17 protein-coding genes and 1 tRNA gene are annotated in these 18,502 nt (G+C 62.7%); 10 read left to right on the plus strand and 8 right to left on the minus strand.

All coding sequences use genetic code 11. The features are described from left to right. Positions 1–60: 60 nt before the first annotated feature. Entirely contained in the window at positions 61–903 is an 843-nt protein-coding gene (locus HNP98_RS09670; RefSeq protein ID WP_173809858.1) for an alpha/beta fold hydrolase, read from the minus strand. Positions 904–1,151: 248 nt separating this feature from the next. Here HNP98_RS09670 and HNP98_RS09675 point away from each other — a divergent pair, with 248 nt between their 5' ends. The 6 genes from HNP98_RS09675 (at position 1,152) to cphA (ending at position 7,537) form a co-directional block, all read left to right on the plus strand. Next, entirely contained in the window at positions 1,152–1,466 is a 315-nt protein-coding gene (locus HNP98_RS09675) for a hypothetical protein (protein WP_173809859.1), read from the plus strand. Then, on the plus strand, positions 1,463–1,864 hold the full coding sequence (locus tag HNP98_RS09680) for a putative toxin-antitoxin system toxin component, PIN family (RefSeq protein ID WP_173809860.1): 402 nt from the start codon (positions 1,463–1,465) through the stop codon (positions 1,862–1,864). Before HNP98_RS09675 ends, HNP98_RS09680 begins: the two co-directional genes overlap by 4 nt. Before the next feature lie 17 nt (positions 1,865–1,881). Next, positions 1,882–2,487: a hypothetical protein gene (locus HNP98_RS09685; RefSeq protein ID WP_173809861.1), complete on the plus strand. Its 606-nt coding sequence runs from the start codon at positions 1,882–1,884 to the stop codon at positions 2,485–2,487. Positions 2,488–2,636: 149 nt separating this feature from the next. Next, on the plus strand, positions 2,637–4,544 hold the full coding sequence (gene rpsA, locus HNP98_RS09690) for a 30S ribosomal protein S1 (protein WP_173809862.1): 1,908 nt from the start codon (positions 2,637–2,639) through the stop codon (positions 4,542–4,544). 114 nt (positions 4,545–4,658) lie between these two features. Then, positions 4,659–4,729 (plus strand) — tRNA-Cys (locus HNP98_RS09695). A gap of 168 nt (positions 4,730–4,897) precedes the next feature. Next, positions 4,898–7,537: a cyanophycin synthetase gene (gene cphA / locus HNP98_RS09700; RefSeq protein ID WP_173809863.1), complete on the plus strand. Its 2,640-nt coding sequence runs from the start codon at positions 4,898–4,900 to the stop codon at positions 7,535–7,537. Positions 7,538–7,741: 204 nt separating this feature from the next. Here cphA and HNP98_RS09705 read toward each other — a convergent pair whose 3' ends face one another. Then, the gene (locus tag HNP98_RS09705) at positions 7,742–8,692 is read right to left on the minus strand and encodes a hypothetical protein (protein WP_173809864.1); all 951 of its coding nucleotides are present in this window, start codon (positions 8,690–8,692) and stop codon (positions 7,742–7,744) included. 126 nt (positions 8,693–8,818) lie between these two features. Here HNP98_RS09705 and HNP98_RS09710 point away from each other — a divergent pair, with 126 nt between their 5' ends. Both HNP98_RS09710 and kdsA read left to right on the plus strand, forming a co-directional pair. Beyond that, complete coding sequence (locus tag HNP98_RS09710) at positions 8,819–9,427, plus strand: methyltransferase domain-containing protein (protein ID WP_317171083.1); 609 nt, start codon at positions 8,819–8,821, stop codon at positions 9,425–9,427. A gap of 7 nt (positions 9,428–9,434) precedes the next feature. Then, positions 9,435–10,292 carry a 3-deoxy-8-phosphooctulonate synthase gene (gene kdsA / locus HNP98_RS09715; RefSeq protein WP_173809865.1) on the plus strand — a complete coding sequence of 286 codons (858 nt, stop codon included), beginning with the start codon at positions 9,435–9,437 and terminating at the stop codon, positions 10,290–10,292. A 15-nt stretch (positions 10,293–10,307) separates the two neighbouring features. Here the strand turns inward: kdsA and HNP98_RS09720 are convergent, their stop codons facing one another. Together HNP98_RS09720 and apaG are read right to left on the minus strand one after the other, a co-directional pair. Further along, entirely contained in the window at positions 10,308–11,111 is an 804-nt protein-coding gene (locus HNP98_RS09720; protein WP_173809866.1) for an O-methyltransferase, read from the minus strand. Between the two features lie 86 nt (positions 11,112–11,197). After that, positions 11,198–11,584, minus strand: a complete 387-nt coding sequence (gene apaG, locus HNP98_RS09725) for a Co2+/Mg2+ efflux protein ApaG (protein WP_173809867.1) — start codon at positions 11,582–11,584, stop codon at positions 11,198–11,200. Positions 11,585–11,716: 132 nt separating this feature from the next. Between apaG and HNP98_RS09730 the strand changes: the two genes are divergently transcribed. Continuing rightward, entirely contained in the window at positions 11,717–12,379 is a 663-nt protein-coding gene (locus HNP98_RS09730) for a uracil-DNA glycosylase (RefSeq protein ID WP_173809868.1), read from the plus strand. A 143-nt stretch (positions 12,380–12,522) separates the two neighbouring features. Here HNP98_RS09730 and lepB read toward each other — a convergent pair whose 3' ends face one another. The 4 genes from lepB to HNP98_RS09750 all read right to left on the minus strand — a co-directional run bounded on the left by lepB (position 12,523) and on the right by HNP98_RS09750 (position 16,294). Further along, positions 12,523–13,710 (minus strand): signal peptidase I, encoded by a 1,188-nt coding sequence (lepB, locus tag HNP98_RS09735; RefSeq protein WP_173809869.1) that lies wholly within the window; start codon positions 13,708–13,710, stop codon positions 12,523–12,525. Between the two features lie 107 nt (positions 13,711–13,817). After that, on the minus strand, positions 13,818–14,540 hold the full coding sequence (gene dapB, locus HNP98_RS09740; protein ID WP_173809870.1) for a 4-hydroxy-tetrahydrodipicolinate reductase: 723 nt from the start codon (positions 14,538–14,540) through the stop codon (positions 13,818–13,820). 10 nt (positions 14,541–14,550) lie between these two features. Next, positions 14,551–15,282 (minus strand): DUF5683 domain-containing protein, encoded by a 732-nt coding sequence (locus HNP98_RS09745; RefSeq protein ID WP_173809871.1) that lies wholly within the window; start codon positions 15,280–15,282, stop codon positions 14,551–14,553. A gap of 40 nt (positions 15,283–15,322) precedes the next feature. Beyond that, positions 15,323–16,294 (minus strand): ParB/RepB/Spo0J family partition protein, encoded by a 972-nt coding sequence (locus HNP98_RS09750; protein WP_173809872.1) that lies wholly within the window; start codon positions 16,292–16,294, stop codon positions 15,323–15,325. 453 nt (positions 16,295–16,747) lie between these two features. Between HNP98_RS09750 and HNP98_RS09755 the strand changes: the two genes are divergently transcribed. Continuing rightward, complete coding sequence (locus tag HNP98_RS09755) at positions 16,748–18,262, plus strand: glycosyltransferase family 39 protein (RefSeq protein ID WP_217425713.1); 1,515 nt, start codon at positions 16,748–16,750, stop codon at positions 18,260–18,262. Positions 18,263–18,502 lie beyond the last annotated feature (240 nt).

Consider the following 18,502-nt stretch of genomic DNA (forward strand, 5'->3'; position numbering starts at 1 on the left):
AAAAGCCCCGGCCGGAAATTAATCCGGGCCGGGGCTTTCGTATGATTGGGCGAAAACCGGCTAGCTCGCCGCACCGACGAACTCCAGCAAGTCCGCATTGAAGCGGTCGGGGGCGGTTGTAACGAGGCCGTGGGGTTCGCCGCCGTAGGTAAGGAGCTTGGCCCCCGGCACCAGCTTCACGGCGCGCTCAGCGCTGTTCTCCAGCGGCACGGTTTTGTCCGCGTCGCCGTGGATGAACAGCGTGGGTACTTTGATGGTGGATAGGTCCTGGCGGAAGTCAGTGGCGCTGAAGGCCTTCACGCACTCGGTGGTGGCCCGCGCCGTGCCTTGCAGGGCAATGCTCAGGTTCCAGTCCAGGGTGGGCTGGCTCACGGGATGGCTCAGGGTGCTCACGCCGAAAAACGGTTTCAAAAAGTCGGCCAGGAAGCTCGGGCGGTCCTTGCCGATGCCCTCAATCATGCCGTCGAACGCCGACTTGTCCACACCGTCGGGGTTGCCGTCGGTCTTCAGCAGGTAGGGCGTCACGGCGCTCACAAACACCACTTTGCCCACGCGGGCCCCGTTGTGGCGGCTCATGTAGCGGGCCACTTCGCCGCCGCCCATCGAGAAGCCCACCAGCGTCACGTTCTGCAAATCCAACTGGTCGAGCACTGCTTTCAGGTCGTCGGCCAGCGTGTCGTAGTTGTAGCCGTCCCAGGGCTTGCTGCTCTTGCCGAAGCCGCGGCGGTCGTAGGCCACCACGCGCACGCCGTGCAGCGGCAGCTCGGCCAGCTGGTACTCCCACGACTGCAAGTCGAGGGGCCAGCCATGAATCAGCACCACGGGGTTCCCCTGGCCATAATCCACGTAATTGAGTTCCACCGGCTTGCCAGTAACGTCAGTGCCTGCTTTAATGAATTCCATCGAGAGGAGAAAGTTGAATGGGAAATTGAACGGTTCCGCTTACGGGGTTTGTGCCGCGGGGGCCATCACGCCCGCGTTAAGATTTATGATCAGGGCCCCCAGAGGCCTATGCGCCACGCGGTTTGCGGGCACAGCAAGGCTTGTATTTTTTGGAGCTCTTGGGCATAGGGTTTTAGCTGTACTTTTAGATAAGATGTATGTGTGGTGGAGAGTAAAAATCTCTTTATAAACGGCCAACCTGCGGGCTTATGAAAAATGTAACTGTGCAGCTTCCCGATTCGATAGATTTGAGTGAAGCCGAGATTCAGCAATTAGTACTGACCAGCGTGGCCGCGCGGCAAGAAAGAACTGGCTCGGCAAACACTGATTCGAACACGCTACTGGTTCACCTGCCATTTCCCGCCGAGGCCGACGACATCCGAAACCTCATCGGCTTGTACTACGCCGAGCGTGCCACGCAATTGGTTGATGACCTATGGGATGAAAAAGGGTGGACTGCTGATACGATGCACGAGTGGCTACGTGAACACATGCGTACCGCCCACGGCCGTCCCGCTGCATGAGAATAGTGCTGGATACCAACGTACTATTGGTCAGCATTGGCCGCCAGTCTCCCTTTCGCTCAATTTTCGATGCGCTGCTGCGGCAACGGTTAACGCTGGCCGTAAGCACCAGTATTCTGCTGGAGTACGAAGAGATATTGACGCAACGCAACGGGCCAGCCGTTGCGCAAAACGTAGTAGAAGCGCTACGCAACTTGCGCAATGTGAGCCGCCACGAAGTGCGCTACAGTTGGCGCTTGCCTTTCGCCGACCCCGACGACGAAAAGTTTGTGGACTGCTACGTGGCCGCCCAGGCCGATTACCTCGTCAGCAACGACCGACACTTTGAGGGCCTCAGCGCCGCTGGGTTCCCGGCGATGCGGGTGGTATCGGCAGCGGAGTTTTTGACGTTGCTTTAAATTTTTTCTGATTTCCAATGAGCAAACGGCGACTTACCCATCGGGAACAACTGCGCAAGATGATAAAAGCAGCCGAGCCAGGTTCAATTTTAAGCAATGAACTCGCGGCAGTACAGGCAATCATTTTGAAACCAAAATACCGAGCAACGACTGAATTACTTAACCTTCTGAAACCGGTATTGCAGCAAGAAACCAAATGGTTCATCACCACGATATTTGAATCTGTCAGGGATGAACGAATTATCCGTCCACTGATGCGGGCAATGCAAGCCCCTGAAAATACTAAGTGCAGGTCGTTTTTTCTCTGGCCACTCATAAAGTATGACTGCACAAAGCACCTCAAATTCTTTGTGAATTTCATCGATAAGCTTGATGAACCCGGCGAGGCTATGATGGTAAGTATTGAGGTCATTCGGGCTATGAAAGGTCCATTTGAGCCAATTCTAGCAAGAAAAAGCATTAGAAAATTGCTAGCGGAAACTACAGTGCTAATGGATGCGGAGACGAAAATGCAGACCGAAGCATTCCGATTGGAAGCCGCAGATTTCATTATGGCAAAGTATTTTAACCAAACCCGCAAAGCGTTTTGGCAAGAGCGAGGTGGCAGTGTTATCATTTTCTAAACCACCTGAAATTTCGTACCTTTGCGCCCCCGCCAGGGTGGCGGGCCTTGCGTGCTGGCAGTAGTTGCCACGGCAAGTGCATCAAACACAACGCGTAACGGCCCGGGCCCCGGCTGGTGCGTGTATCACAGGGGCCCACACCATATAGTATGGCAGAAGTAATCGACGATTTCGATTGGGACAACGTTGGAGCCACGGGCTTCGGCGGCAACTACTCGGCCGACCAGCGCGCCGAGATGGAGAAAATGTACGGCGACACGCTGACGACCGTCCAGGAAGAAGAAGTAGTGAAGGGCACCGTGGTGGGCATTACCGACCGCGACGTGATTCTGAACATCGGCTTTAAGTCGGACGGCCTCGTGTCGATTACTGAATTCCGCGACCTGCCCGACCTGAAAATCGGCGACGAGGTGGAGGTCTTCATCGAAGACCAGGAAGACGTGAACGGCCAGCTCATCCTGAGCCGCAAAAAAGCCAAAATCAAGCAGGCCTGGAAGGCCATCTACGATGCCCTCGAGCTGGACACCATCCTCGAAGGCGTGGTGAAGCGCCGCACCAAAGGCGGCCTCATCATGGAGCTCGACGGCGTAGAAGCGTTCCTGCCCGGCTCGCAAATCGACGTGAAGCCCATCCGCGACTTCGACATCTACGTCGGCCGCCGCATGGAAGTGAAGGTGGTGAAAATCAACTCCGCGTTCGACAACGTGGTGGTCTCGCACAAGGTGCTCATCGAGAAAGACCTCGAGAAGCAGCGCGAAGCCATCCTGAACAACCTGGAGAAAGGCCAGATTCTGGAAGGCAACATCAAGAACATGACCAACTTCGGCGTGTTCATCGACCTGGGCGGCGTCGATGGCCTGCTGCACATCACCGACATCTCGTGGGGCCGCATCGCCCACCCGAGCGAAGTGTTGCAGCTGGACCAGAAGCTGAACATCGTGGTGTTGGACTTCGACGAAGCCAAGAAGCGCATTTCGTTGGGCCTGAAGCAGCTGACGCCCCACCCGTGGGATTCGCTGCCGGCCGACCTGCAGCCCGGCTCGAAAGTGAAGGGCCGCATCGTGAACGTGGCCGATTACGGCGCGTTCATGGAAGTGGTGCCCGGCGTGGAAGGCCTCATCCACGTGTCGGAAATGAGCTGGAGCCAGCACCTGCGTAACCCGCAGGACTTCATCAAGCAGGGCGACGTGGTGGAAGCGCAGATTCTGACGCTCGACCGCGAAGACCGCAAGATGAGCCTCGGCATCAAGCAATTGACCGAAGACCCGTGGACCCGCGGCGATTTCGGTGGCAAGTACGCCGTCGGTACCAAGCACAACGGCCTGGTGCGTAACCTCACCAACTTCGGCCTCTTCGTGGAGCTGGAGGAAGGCGTGGACGGCCTCGTGCACGTGTCGGACCTGTCGTGGACCAAGAAAATCAAGCACCCTTCGGAGTTCGTGAAGGTGGGCGACCGCCTCGACGTGGTGGTGTTGGAGCTGGACCTGGGCGCCCGTCGCCTGGCCCTGGGCCACAAGCAGCTGGAGGAAAACCCCTGGGATACGTTCCAGACGGTGTTCACCCCCGGCTCGGTGCACCGCGCCACCATCACCGAGAAGTCAGAGCGGGGTGCCGTGTTGGAGTTGCCCTACGGCATCGAAGGCTTTGCTTACCCGAAAGGCCTGGTGAAGGAAGACGGTGGCAACGCCGAAAACGGCGAAGCCCTGGACTTCCGCGTGACCGAGTTCTCGAAGGACGACCGCCGCATCGTGCTCTCGCACACCGCCGTGTACAACCAGGCCGCGGCCGCCGAGGACGACAGCCGCAACGCCAAGTTCAAGAAAAAGCCTGGCACCAACGCCAAGGGCGAGCCCCAGGGCGAAGGCAAGATGAGCGACCTGAAGAAGCCGGCCGACGACAAGTCGACCCTCGGCGACCTCGACGCCCTGAGCGCCCTGCGCGACCAGATGGCCGGTGCCGAGCGCAAGGCCGGCGAGCAGAAACTGAAAGACCAGGTGGCGGCCAAAACCCCCCTGGCCGGCGACGCGCCCGACAACGCTGAAATTCAGGGCGAATAGCCTATGGAATAACGGCTAGAAAAAGCCCCGGCGCGTGCGCCGGGGCTTTTTTTGCGGGGTTTCGTTGCCGGGGCCGGGCGGGCTGCGTACCTTTGCGCTCCCGAAAGGCCCTCTGGTGACGTGACCGAGCGGCTAGGTAGAGGTCTGCAAAACCTCCTACGGCGGTTCGAATCCGCCCGTCACCTCTTCTTTACCAAGCAGAAAAGCCCCGCTGGCCCCACGGCCGGTGGGGCTTTTTCGTGCCCGTTGAGGCCCGTGATATGATTTTAGGCGGTGTTGTGCCTACATTTCGTGGCTGGGCTTGTGTTTAATAGCCCACTTCCCGGAAAACGCCGTTAACCCACCTCGCGGATATGAAAATTGTTGACCTGCGCACCATGCGCGGCCCTAGCTACTGGTCGGTGAAGCATTATAAGCTCATCGTGGCCAAAGTCGATGTGAAGGAATTTGCCGGCCAATGGTCGAGCGCGGTGGCCGGCCTGCCCGAGCGGCTGGTGGCCCTGCTGCCTGGCATCGGCCTGGCCCACCAGCCCCCGGGCGTGAGCGGGGCCGGCAGCCGCCACACCAACAAGCACCCGCCCCTGACGCTGGAGCGGTTGCACGACGGCGAGCCCCTGGGCCACGTCATCCAGCACGTGGCGCTGGAGCTGCAGCGCCTGGCGGCCATGCCCGTGTTCTGGGGCAAGTCGTACCCGGCCCGCGAAGACGGCGTGGAGTACGTGGTGTTTGCTTACCAGGAGGAGCGCGCCGGCCGCGCCGCCGCCGAAGCCGCCGTGGCCGTGGTGGGGGCCCTGTGCCGCGGCGAGGCAGTGGATTTGAAGTCCATCATCGCCGAGCTGCACGAAATTCGGGAGGAAGAATTTTTCGGGCCCAGCACCTACAGCATCGTGGCCGAGGCGGCTTCGCGCAACATTCCCTACATCCAGCTCAAGAACACGTCCATTATCCAGCTCGGCTACGGCGTGAACCAGCGCCGCATCTGGGCCACTACTACCAGCCTTACCTCGCACGCCGGGGTGGAGGTAGCGGGCAATAAGAACCGCACCAAGGCCATGCTCGAAGACTCGGGCGTGCCCGTGCCGCGCGGCACCACGGTGTACTCGGAAAACGGGCTGCGCGATGCCATTGAGGAGCTGGGCTTCCCCATTGTGACCAAGCCGCTCGACGGCAACCACGGCAAGGGCGCCACCATCCGCATCATGAACTGGGAGGACGCCGCCGAGGGCCTCAAGGCCGCGCAGGCGTACTCGCGGGCCGTGATTGTGGAACAATTTATTGAAGGCTTCGATTTCCGGCTGCTGGTGGTAAACGGCCGGCTTATTGCCGCCGCCAAGCGCACCCCGGCCGCCGTGAAGGGCGACGGCACCAGCACCATCCAGCAGCTAATCGACAAGGTGAACGAGGACCCGCGCCGCGGCGTGGGCCACGAGAAAACCCTCACCAGCATCAAGGCCGATGCCCACACGCTGGCCCTGCTGGCCAAGCAGGGGAGGGCCCTGGACACGGTGCTGCCCGCCGGCGAGGTGCAGTTCCTGAAGAGCACGGCCAACATCAGCACCGGCGGCACGGCCTCCGATGTGACGGACCAGATTCACCCCTACAACCTGCTGCTGGCCGAGCGTGTAGCGGGCATCGTCGGGCTCGACATCTGCGGCATCGACTTGATGGCCAACGACATTGCCGTGCCGCTCAACGAGAGCCGCGGGGCCGTAATCGAGGTGAACGCCGCCCCGGGCTTCCGCATGCACATCGACCCCACCGAGGGCTTGCCGCGCAACGTAGCGGCCCCCGTGGTCGACATGCTGTTTCCGCCCGGCAGCACGGCCCGCATTCCCATCATCGCCATTGCGGGCACCAACGGCAAGACCACCACCACGCGCCTCATTGCGCACTTGGTGGCCAGCATCGGCTACAAAGTGGGCTTCACGACCACCGACGGCATTTACATCCAGGGGGTGCAGCTGCAAAAGGGCGACTGCACGGGGGCCCAAAGCGCCGAGTTTGTGCTGCGCGACCCGACCGTGAACTACGCGGTGCTCGAAACGGCCCGCGGCGGCATGCTGCGCTCGGGCCTGGGCTTCCACACCTGCGACATTGCCGTGGTGACGAACGTGGCCGCCGACCACCTGGGCCTGCGCGACATCTACACGGTGGAGGAAATGGCGGCCGTGAAGGGTGTGGTGCCCCGCACGGTGCGCAAAAACGGCTGGGCCGTGCTCAACGCCGACGACGACCTAGTGTACGGCATGGCCCGTACCTTGGAGTGCCAGGTGGCCCTGTTCAGCATGAACGAGCACAACCCGCGCATCCGCGAGCACGTGGAGGCCGGCGGCGTGGCCGCGGTGTACGAGGAAGGCTACGTCACCATTTACCGCAACAGCTACAAGCTGCGCATCGACCGGGCCGCCGAGTTTCCGGTGACGTTTGGGGGCCGGGCGGGCTTCAACATCGAGAACAGCCTGGCGGCGGCGCTGGCTGCCCACTTGGCCGGCTTCAGCCAGGACACCATCAAGACGGCGCTGCGCACCTTCGTGCCGTCGGCCGCTAAGACGCCGGGGCGGATGAACGTCTACAAATTCCCCAAGTTTGAGGCCATCGTCGACTATGCCCACAACACGGCCGGCATCACCAAATTTGCCGAATTCATGGACGCCACCACGGCCACCCGTAAAATCGGCGTGGTGTCGGGCCTCGGCGACCGCCGCGACGAGGACACGCTGGGCTTTGCGCGCATCGCGGGCCGCATTTTCGACGAGGTAATTTTGCGCCAGGACAGCGACCTGCGCGGCAAGTCGGCCGAGTTTCTACGCGAAATCATGACCCGGGGCCTGCGCCTCGACAAGCCCGACCTGCCCATCACCTACATCGAAAACGAGCTGGAGGCCATCGACTACGCGCTGGCCAACGCGCCGGAAGGCTCCGTCGTGACGATGTTCACCGAGAATATCACGGCCACCATCGCCAAGCTGGACGCTTATGAGAAGACTGTCTGAACCGCAGATTAAGCAGATTTAACGGATAAGAACGGATTGTAATGGCCTTTGTGTAACCGGTAGGTGGCCGACGGCCCCCCAATCAAGCGGTATTAAATTCGAAAAGCCAACAGAAAAGGCCACTCGTCGAGTGGCCTTTTCTGTTGACAAATAAGGGGCAATTACAATCCGTTCTTATCCGTTAAATCCACTTAATCCGCGGTCCTACTTGAGGGTAAACGTGGTCTTGCCCATCAGGGCCCCGCCTTCGTACAGCTCCACCGTGTGGATGCCCTTCTTGTACTCCGCGCCTTTGGCGTAGGTGAATTCTACGGCCTGGTGGCTGTTGTCGTACACCACGTCTTGCTTCTGGGTGTAGAACGATTCCTGGCCATCGACGGTGAAGGTGCCGCCGCCCGTGCTCAGGTTGTAGAGGGCCGCGCCGTCGGGCTCCAGGATGCGCATGAAGATGGACTTGGCGTCTTTGGGCGACACATCGTTGCGGGCCAGCTTAAAGGTCACCTTCACTTTTTCCACGCGCTTGGCCTTGAACTCCTCTTTGTCGTCGTCCTTCTCTTTGTTTTTCTTGGTGATGATGGCCACCTTGATGTTGTCGGCCTGGAGGCGTGAGGCCACCGTCACCTTGGCGGACAGGTCCTGATTGGTCTTTGAAATGGTGCTGATGGTGTCGGTCAGCTTGTTTTGCCGCTCCTTTAGCGTCGTGGTTTCGGTGTAAAGCGTCTCGTTGTCTTTCTTGAGCTGGGCAATTTCCTCGTCGCGCTTTTTCAGCTGGCCTTCCAAGTTCGTGGCCCGCGTCTTATACTGCTTCTGCATGGCCAGCGAGAAGCTGCCAGCCTTAAACGAGCGCAGCCGGAGCAGGTCGGCGTTGACGCTGGCAATGCGCGATTGCAGCGAATCGTTGCTCTGGCCCAGCTTCTGCAGCTCCTGGCTCTGGCGCTCAAAATCGGCCTTGATGGTCTCGTACTCTTTGATTTGCTCTTGCAGCTTGGTATCCTTGGCCTGCACGTCGGTCGTTAGCTGCTCGTTCTTGTCCTGCTCCTGGCTGCGCAGGTACAGCAGCACGCCGTTGATGCCCAGCAGCACAAGCACGAGGGCTACCCAGAGGTAAACGCGGCTGTTGTTTTTGCGGGGTTCGGTGGGGTTGTTGGGATTCATACAGGGTGGGGTTAAGCGAAAAAAAGGTGGGCGAAATGCGAACCGCCCGCGCAGGCGGGCGGCGTAAATGTAGCGGCTGGCGGCGTTTGCCAAAACCGGACCGTCCGGGCTGTATACTTTTGTCGGGTGAAAACGGTTTCCTCTGCCCTGGACGCCGCCTACTGGCGGCAGCGCTACGCCACCGGCCGCGACGGCTGGGACGCCGGGGCCCCCACGCCCCCGCTGCGGGCCTACTTCGACCAGCTCGGGCCGGCCGCGCAGCCGCGCATCCTCATCCCCGGGGTGGGTCGCGGGTACGAGGCCGAGTACCTGCACCGGGCCGGCTTCCGGCAGGTGTTCGTGGCCGACTTTGCGCCCGAGGCCCTGGGGGCCCTGGCCGCGCGGGTGCCCGATTTTCCGGCCGCGCACCTGCTGCCGGCCGATTTCTTTGGGCTCTCCAACGACCCGCCCTACGATTTAATTGTGGAGCAAACCTTCTTCTGCGCCCTGGCCCCCGCCCAGCGGCCCGCCTACGCCCGGCAGTGCGCCCGCCTGCTGCGCCCCGGCGGCACCCTCGCGGGCCTGCTCTTCGACACCGCCTTTGCCGGGGCCACCGAGCCGCCCTTCGGCGGCACCGCCGCCGAATACCGGGCGTACTTCGCGCCGTACTTCACGTTTCAGCATTTTGCCCCGGCCACCAACTCGCTCCGGCCCCGGCAGGGCAAGGAGCTATTCATCTGCCTCAAAAAGAACTGATTATCGCATGATTAACGCCCTCGCCAACGCCCTTCCGCATTTCCGCCACACCCAGTCGGGCCAATTTTTTCTAATGGCGGGGCCCTGCGTCATCGAAGGCGAAGACATGGCCCTGCGCATCGCCGAGCGCATCAAGCATATTACCGACAAGCTCCAGATTCCCTACATCTTCAAGGGCTCGTACCGCAAGGCCAACCGCTCGCGGCTTGACTCGTTCACCGGCATCGGCGACGAAAAGGCCCTGCGCATCCTGCAAAAAGTGGGGCGCGAAATCGGCGTGCCCACCGTCACCGACATCCACGAATCGGCCGAGGCGGCCCTGGCGGCGGAGTACGTCGACGTGCTGCAAATCCCGGCCTTCTTGTGCCGGCAGACCGACCTGCTCATCGCGGCGGCGAACACCGGCAAAGTCGTCAACATCAAAAAAGGCCAGTTCCTGAGCGGCGAGGCCATGAAATTTGCCGTCGATAAGGTGCGCGAGTCGGGCAACCCGCACGTCATCCTTACCGAGCGGGGCAACTCGTTCGGCTACTCCGAGCTGGTGGTGGACTACCGCAACCTGCCGGCCATGCAGCGTTTCGGCGTGCCGGTGGTGATGGACGTGACCCATTCGCTGCAAAAGCCCAACCAGCACAGCGGCGTCACCGGCGGCCAGCCGGCCCTCATCGAAACCATTGCCAAGGCCGCCATCGCCGTGGGGGCCGACGGTTTGTTCATCGAAACCCACCCCACGCCCGAAACCGCCCTGTCCGACGGGGCCAATATGCTGCCCCTGGACCAGCTGGAAGGCCTGTTGCAGCGCCTCACGCGGGTGCGCGACGCCGTGCGGCCGACGGGCGAAATCGAAACCAATCGGCTGCCTTAGCGCCCCGGCCGCGGCTCAAATCCAGCCGTCGTGCGGGCCATCCAGGCGCAACGCGAAGTGCTGCCGGGGCTGCCCGCGCCGAAAAAATACCAGCCCAACGTAGAACAAGTCCACGGTTACCGTTACCTTGGGGTGGGCCTGGATGGCGGCCCACGCTTCCTCCATCTCGGCCGACCAGTGGATGTCGTCGAACACGAACACCGATTCGTCGGTGCGGTGGGCCAGGCACTGCGCGAAGTAGCGCAGCGTGGGTTCGCGGCGGTGGTTTCCGTCGAAGAACACGAAGTCGGCCGGGGCCCCCAGCACGGCCAGGGCGGGCCCCAGGGTGGCGTCGAGGTTGCCTTCCACCACTTCCACGTTCGGCAGCCGTAGCGCGGCGAAGGTGGCGCGGGCGGCGGCGGCCACGTTGGGGCAGCCCTCGAACGTGATGACGCGGCGGCGCGAGTCGGCCGCGGCCAGGTAGGCGGTGGTGAGGCCCAGCGAGGTGCCCAGCTCCAGCACGGTGACCGGCCGGAAGCGGTTCACGAGCCGGAACAGCAGCTGCGCCAGGCGCGGCGGCTTGGCGGCGGTGCGGGCAATGGCGGACACGCGGCGCACCCGCCCCGCGCCGGTGTGCGAGCCGGCCCCCAGGTCCGTGACGCTCAAGCGGGCCGTACTTTTTAACAGGGCCCGCCGCTGCGCCTCGATGGGCGCGAAGGCCGCAAATTCCCCGTCGTGGCAGATGACCGTGGTGTAAAGGTCGTACACGAACGGCGAGTGCAGGCCGTGGGCGTTGCCGGCGTGCAGCCGGAAGCGCAGGTAAGCAAGAAGTTGAAACAAGTAGCTGTCAGTTGCTCGTTGTCAGTTGTTAGCCAGGGCTTTAGTGAAAAGCTAACAACTGACAACGAGCAACTGACAACCAAAAATTAATTCAGGCGGAAGGGCACCATCAGGGTGAATTCCGGGATTTCGACGGTGAATTCCTGGCCGTTGGCCACGCGCTCCATCAGGTAAGTACCGCACATCTTGCCCACGCCCGATTTCAGGTTACAGCCACTCATGTAGTGGTGCGACTGGCCGGGCTCGAGCACGGGCTGGCGGCCCACCACGCCTTCGCCCTCCACTTCGCGCACGGGGCTGTTGGCGTCGTGGATGTGCCAGTGCCGCCGCAATAGCTTCACGGTCAGCTCGCTGTTGTTGCGAATCGTGATTTTGTAAGCGAACACGAAGTGCTCCTGCGTCGGACTCGAATAATCGGGCAGGTAGTTGGTCGTAACCGAAACGGTAACGCCCTGCGTAGTGGTAGTAGGCATAAAAGAATCGGTCAATAAAGCTAAAAAATCCAACAGCGGCCCGCGCCGATTGGTTTTACGCCAACAAGCTTTCCAAGGTCGGAAAGATTTCGCTAATTCTCCCCAAAATTTCGCCAATTCCCCCCAAAATCGATGGTAAAAATAGCCGCGAGCTGGCAGCCGGTGCTGGCCGATGAGTTTGCCAAACCGTATTTCCAGCACCTCATTGCGTTTGTGAAGGGCGAGTACGCCACCGCCACCGTTTATCCGGCCGGCCCGCAAATTTTCCATGCCTTCGAGGCCTGCCCGTTCGAGGCGGTAAAGGTCGTCATCCTGGGCCAGGACCCGTACCACGGCCGGGGGCAGGCCCACGGCCTGTCGTTCTCGGTGGCCGAGGGGCAGCGCACGCCGCCTTCGCTGCACAACATCTTCAAAGAGCTGCAAAGCGACCTGCCCGCCGCCGCGCCCGCCCCCAACGGCAACCTTGACCGCTGGGCCCAACAGGGCGTGCTGCTGCTCAACGCCACCCTCACGGTGCGGGCCGGCGAGCCGGGCTCGCACCAGAAAAAGGGCTGGGAAGACTTCACCGACGCCGTTATCCGCAAGGTATCGGAAGGCCGGCCGCACGTGGTGTTCATCCTCTGGGGGGCCTACGCGGGCAAAAAAGCGGAATTGATTGATGCCCGCAAGCACCTGGTTTTGAAATCGGTGCACCCGTCGCCCTACGCGGCCGACAAAGGGTTTTTCGGCAGTAAGCCGTTCAGCAAAACCAACGCCTGGCTCGAAAGCCAGGGCTTGGAGCCCATTGAGTGGTAGGTGGCTCAATCTGGGCAAAAAAGGCCGTCATGCTGAGCTTGTCGAAGCATCTCTCCCACTTACTAATCAACTGATTTAGTGTGCGGGAGAGGTGCTTCGGCTGCGCTCAGCATGACGGCCTTTTTTGCCTAAAAAAAACCCGCCTAATTAATGGTGTGGAACAGGCGGCTCCAGCGGACTTTGTGGAAAAAGTCGGCGTAGGGGTCGATGGAGAGCCAGATGAGCACGGCCTTGCCCACCACGTGGTCTTCGGGCACGAAGCCCCAGAAGCGCGAGTCGAGCGAGTCGTGGCGGTTGTCGCCCATCATGAAGTAGTAGTTCTGCTTGAACGTGTAAGTCTTCAACGGCTTGCCGTTTTGCAGAATCACGCCGCCCTGCATCGTGATGCCCGTGTTGTGCTCGTAGCGCAGGATAATCTTGTAGTACAGCGGCACATTGTCGGCGGTCAGCTCCACGGTTTCGCCTTTTTTTGGCAGCGAGATGGGCCCGTAGTTGTCCTTGTTCCAGTGGTGCAGGCCGGGGGCCCCGGGGAAGTTGAGCGTGGTGGGGTAGTCGGGGTTGTCGGGGAACACCGCCTGGTTGGTTTCGGGCTGGCCGGCCGGGATGGTTTCGGCGACGACCTCCTTCACGTAGGGCTGCTTTTTAAAGTATTCTGCCACGGCGGGCGTGCAGTCCACCTCGTAGCCCGTGCCGTAGCCGGGCACGTCGCGCAGGGTGGGGTCGCCGGTGGCCAGGTTTTGGTAGTCCACCACGCCCTGGGCGCGGAAGGCGGCCACCACTTCGTCGTTGGCCTCGGGAATGCGCAGAAAGTACTTGCTCTGCAAGCCGGGCGGGTTCACGGCCGGCTGGCCGTTGATGTACACCTGGTGGTCCTTGATTTCGAGCTTGTCGCCGGCAATGGCCACGCAGCGCTTGATGTAGTTGGTGCGCAGGTCGGCGGGGTATTCCAGCTCAAACGGCACGTGGAACACCACCACGTCGTTGCGCTGGATGCTGCTGAAGCCCGGGAAGCGGAACGTGGGCAGCTGAATCAGGTCGGAGTAGCTTTTGAGGTGGAAAATCGGGTCCGTCTGGTGCGTGAGCGGAATTTGCAGCGGCGTTTGCGGCGTGATGGTGCCGTAGTGCAGCTTGCTCACGAACAGGTAGTCGCCCACCAGCAGCGAGTGCTCCATGCTGGGCGTGGGGATGGTGTAGGCCTCGAAGGTGGCCCAGCGGATGAGGGTGGCTGCCACGATGGCAAACAGCAGCGAATCGGTCCACTCGCGGGTTTTGCTCTTGGGCTTCTGGGGCGGCGCGTCGGCGCTGTAGCGCTTGATTTTGAAGAGGGGCATAGACAAGGACGCCGGCCGCGGCCGGCGCTTGGGGCGGGTTGGAAAAACGACTGATTGGAAAGCCGGCGCAAGCTAACGATGCCGGAAATGCTTTCGTGCGGAAGGCCCTACAAGCCCAGCAATTCCTTCATGCCGAACACGCCCGCCCGGCCCGGCAGCCACTCGGCGGCCAGCAGGGCCCCCTGGGCAAAGCCGGCCCGCGAGTGCGCTTCGTGCTTCAGCTCCAGCGTGTCGACTTCGGAAGTATAAGTTACCACGTGCGTGCCCACCACGTCGGCCGTCCGCTCGCTGAGCACGGCCAGTTCCCGGGGCCCCTGGGCGGGGGCGTTGCGCCAGCTGGTTTTGGCCGGGAAGTGGGCCAGGATGCCCTCGGCGGCCGTGACGGCGGTGCCGCTGGGCTGGTCGAGCTTTTGGAGGTGGTGAATTTCGCGCACCGCCACGTCGTAGCCCCCGAACTGGTGCATTTTGGCGGCGATGTACTCGTTGAAATGGAAGAACAGGTTCACGCCCACGCTGTAGTTGGAAGCGTAGAACAAGCTGCCCTTCAGCTCGTTGGTCAGGGCCACGGCCTCGTCCCACTGGCCCAGCCAGCCCGTGGAGCCGCAGACCACCGGAATGCCCTGGCGCAGGCAGGCCGCCACGTTGGCGAAGGCCGCGTCGGGCCGGGTGAACTCGATGGCCACGTCGGCGGTGGCGGGCGTGAAGTCGGCGATGGCCGGGCCCTCGGCTTGGCCCGGGTCCACGATGCCGGCGATGCGGTGGCCGCGGGCGGTGGCCAGGGCCTCCAGCGTGTGGCCCATCTTGCCGTAGCCGATGAGGAGAATGTTCATGCGGGAGAAATTACTTGAAGTGCAGGCCCACCGCCACGCCGGGCGCGAGGGCCAGCCCCCCCACCGGGCCGGGTACGGGCAACAGCGTCGGCTGCCAGCGGAAGCTTAAATCGTCGCTCACGTCGAACGAGTACAGGTGCGCGTCCACGATGGCGTCGATAATGGTAACGCCGTAGGCCAGCGCGGTGTAAAGGATGAAGCCGTCGCGATAATGGCGGTAGAAAATGATGCCGTTTTGGATGCCCGCCACGGTGCGCTCCTTGCTCACCCGGTCGCCGGGCAGGTTGGCATTAGGCAGCGGCATCGCCGCAACCGTAGGGTCGGTTGAGATTAAGTTGGAGGCGTTGGTGTATTCGTTGAGGGCCCGCTGCTCGTAGCTCAAGATGTACGCCACCGTCCCAATGCCGCCGTACACGATGGGCAGCTTCCACCATTTGCGGTTGTATACCTGGCCCAGGCCGGGCACCAGGGCCAAGTAGCCGGCCTTGGCCGGCCGCGTCACGCGGAAGCCGAACAGCATTTCGGTGCGGCGCACCGAGTCTTCGGCGTGCTTTTTTCGCTTGTCGGCCAGCGTGGTTTTGCGCACGCGGGCCGTGTCGGGGCGAATGGTCTTGGGAACGGCGGGGTTGTTGGCGTTGGGGTTGGCCGGGTCGTACACTTGGGCCCGGGCGGCCCGGGGGCCCAGCAGGGCCCCCAGCACCAACAGCAGCAAGGCGGCGAGCCGTAGCAAAGGCTTGTTCATAACCAGCAGACCATCCGTGAAAGCGTGAAAGGAAATTTCACTAAGCGGGGTGCAGAATGTGCAGAATCCGTTGCATGTCCTCCACCGAATCAAAGGCAATTTTGATTTCGCCGTTGCCTTTGGGGCCCGGCCGCACCTGCACCCGCGACCCGAAGCGGTCGGTGAGGGTGCGCTCGGTGCGGCGAATTTCGGCCACGGGCACCACCGAATCGGCGGGGCGCGGGGCGCTGACCGGGCCGGGGCCGTCGGCGGGCAGCCGGCCGAAGCCGTTGCGCACCAGCTCCTCCACGCGGCGCACCGACAGCTCTTCGGCCACGATGCGGCGGTAGAGGGCCACCTGCTGCTTGGCGTCTTCGATGCCGATGAGGGCCCGGGCGTGGCCCATGCTGATGTCGGCGTCGCGCAGGCCCACCTGGATGTCGGGCGGCAGCTTCAGCAGGCGCAGGTAGTTGGTGACGGTCGAGCGGTTTTTGCCCACCCGCTCGCCCAGTTCTTCCTGGCGCAGCTGGCACTCGCTGAGCAGGCGCTGGTAGCTGAGGGCGATTTCGATGGCGTTGAGGTTTTCGCGCTGGATGTTCTCAATCAGGGCCATTTCCAGCATCTGCTGGTCGTCGGCCTTGCGGATGTAGGCCGGAATGGCGTCGAGGCCGGCCAGCTTGGAGGCCTGCAAGCGCCGCTCGCCGCTGATGAGCTGGTAGGCGCTGGGCCCCAGCTGGCGCACCGTCACGGGCTGGATGATGCCCTGGATTTTGATGCTGTCGGCGAGTTCGGCCAGGGCTTCCTGGTCGAAGTGGGTACGGGGCTGGTAGGGGTTGGCCTCGATCTGGTCCACCGAAATCAGGCCCACCGAGTTGGCCGGGTGGGGCACCACGATGCGCTCCCGGTCGCCTTTTTTCTCGTAGCTGCCCTCAATCAGGGCGTTGAGGCCCCGGCCGAGGCCGCCCAGCTTGCGCTTGGGCTGCGGGTGCAGGGGGGTGGCGGGGGCTTTCTCGTCGTGGTTCTCTGCGGTCATCGGGGCATGGCGGCTGCGGAAAATGCGGCAGCAGCAAGTTCAAAATTACGGATAGTAGGGCGAAGCGCAAGCCGGGGCTGGTGCTTTAGAATTTTGCCAAGCCGGCACCGGCGCCGGCAGCGCGCTCAATCCATCTAAAAAGTAGATAGCGCGCGACTTTGCAATGCTTGCATCGTGACCGTCGTAGACGAGCCGGTCCGAAGCCTGGAGGGGGCACGCATGGCGAACCGAACCGGGGACCCGGCCCGATAAACTTTACCTTGCGGGCCAATGGCTGATTCTATTACTGGAGTTGTTCGGGCCAGTAAGGCCGCCCGCCCCGCCTGGCACCGTTGGGTGCCTCGTGCATTGCTTGGGGTGCTGCTGCTGTTGGGGGCCGTCCTGTACCGGGGCTACGGCATTTCCTGGGACGAATTTACCGATCATAACCTCGGAAACGTTACGGCGAATTACGTGGCCAGGCGCTTGGTTCCGGCCCGCTGGCAGTCGCGGTTGCCCACCGACCCGCGCGTTCTTTGGCTGCCCACGAGCGGCATCATCCACGGCCCGGTGGTGGAAACGCCCGCGGCCGTGCTGGGCCGGCTGCTGTATCCGCAGCAGCCGCGCGGCTACTATGCGGTGCGGCACGGCTTTGTTTTTTTGGTGTTTGCGGCGGGCGTGGCGGCCTTGTACGGCCTGGGGCGGCTGCGCTTCGGCAGCCGGCGCCTGGCCTTGCTGGGCGCGGCCCTGCTGGTGCTGTCGCCCCGCTTTGCGGCCGAAGCGTTTTACAACGGCAAAGACGTCGGCTTTATGGCCCTGTTCACGGTGGCCATGCTGGCGCTGGCCTGGCTAGCGCGGCGGCCGGCGGCCGGCCGGGCCCTGCTGGCCGCCGGTGCCACGGGGCTGGCCATCGGGGTGCGGATGCCGGGCATAATCCTGCCCGCGTTCGCCCTCGGCTGGTTGGGCTGGCAGGCTTGGCGCGCCGGCCCGGGCCCGGCACGCCGGCGGCGGCTGGGCGTAGCGGGGCTGTACGCGGGCGCCACGGTGGGCGCTACCGTGCTATGCTGGCCCTACCTGTGGGAAAGCCCCCTGGCCAATTTTCGCTACGCCCTGCTCGTGATGAGCCACGTGCCCTGGCCCGGCACAACCCTGTACTGGGGCCGGCTGCTGCCGGCTCCGGCCTTGCCCTGGCACTACTTGCCCGTCTGGATCGTCGTCACGACCCCGGTGCCCTACGTGCTGGCCGCCCTGGTAGGCGCGGGCGTGGCGGTGCGCCAGCTGTGGCAGAACCAAAAAAGCGGGGGCTGGGCCACGCAGCTCGATTGCTTGTTTCTGCTGTGGCTACTGGCCCCGCTGGTGGCCGTTATCGGGCTCCGTTCGGTGGTGTTCGATGGGTGGCGGCACCTGTACTTTATCTACCCGGCGCTGCTGCTGCTGGCGGTGCGGGGCGTGCAGGCGCTGGCCCACCGCTGGGGGCCCGTTTTGCGGGGCCCCGGCCGGTGGCGGCGCGGGCTGGTGGGGCTGGCGCTGGGGCTCGTGGCGCTCGACGGGGGCCGCACGCTGTGGTTCATCGTTCGGGCTTACCCCAACCAGCAAACCTACTTCAGCTGCCTGCCCAACGCCACGGCCGAGCGCTTGTTCGAGCGCGACTACTGGGGCCCCAGCTACCGCTACGGCCTGGAGTGGCTGCTGCGCCACGACCCCAGCCCGATCATCACCGTGACAGGGCCGCAGCCCGCTATAATTTACGTCAACTTATTTGCGCTGAGCCCCGCGCAGCAAAAACGCATCCGGCTCATCGATAGCCCGGCGGCCCGCTACTACCTCACCGCCTACCGCTGGCACCCGCAGCCCTACGCCGACAGCCTGGGGCCCGAGGTGCTGGCCTACCGGCCGGGCGGGGGCATCAAGGCGCTCTCCATCTTCCGGCGCGACTCGCTGCGCCGCCCGCTGCCGCCCGCGCCCATCGGGCGGGCGCCTTTGCCTTGAAGAAGCATTCTTACGAATTGCCGCGAAGCCCAAGCACCTCTACTACCTCGCAAACGCCAATTCTCTTGCCTTCGTGAAGGTAGCCTCGCACACCGGGTCTTATATGCTGACGATGAAAGTTTCGGTAAGCAGGATTGGTGATAAACTACTCTACCCTACTAAAATTTGAGGCATAAAAACGGGGCGGCCCGACCTTTGGAGTTCCTACACAGCCAAACTCGTTCCGCCCCGTGAAGCAAG

The organism is Hymenobacter caeli (genome assembly GCF_013294115.1).
GTDB classification, from domain to species: domain Bacteria; phylum Bacteroidota; class Bacteroidia; order Cytophagales; family Hymenobacteraceae; genus Hymenobacter; species Hymenobacter caeli.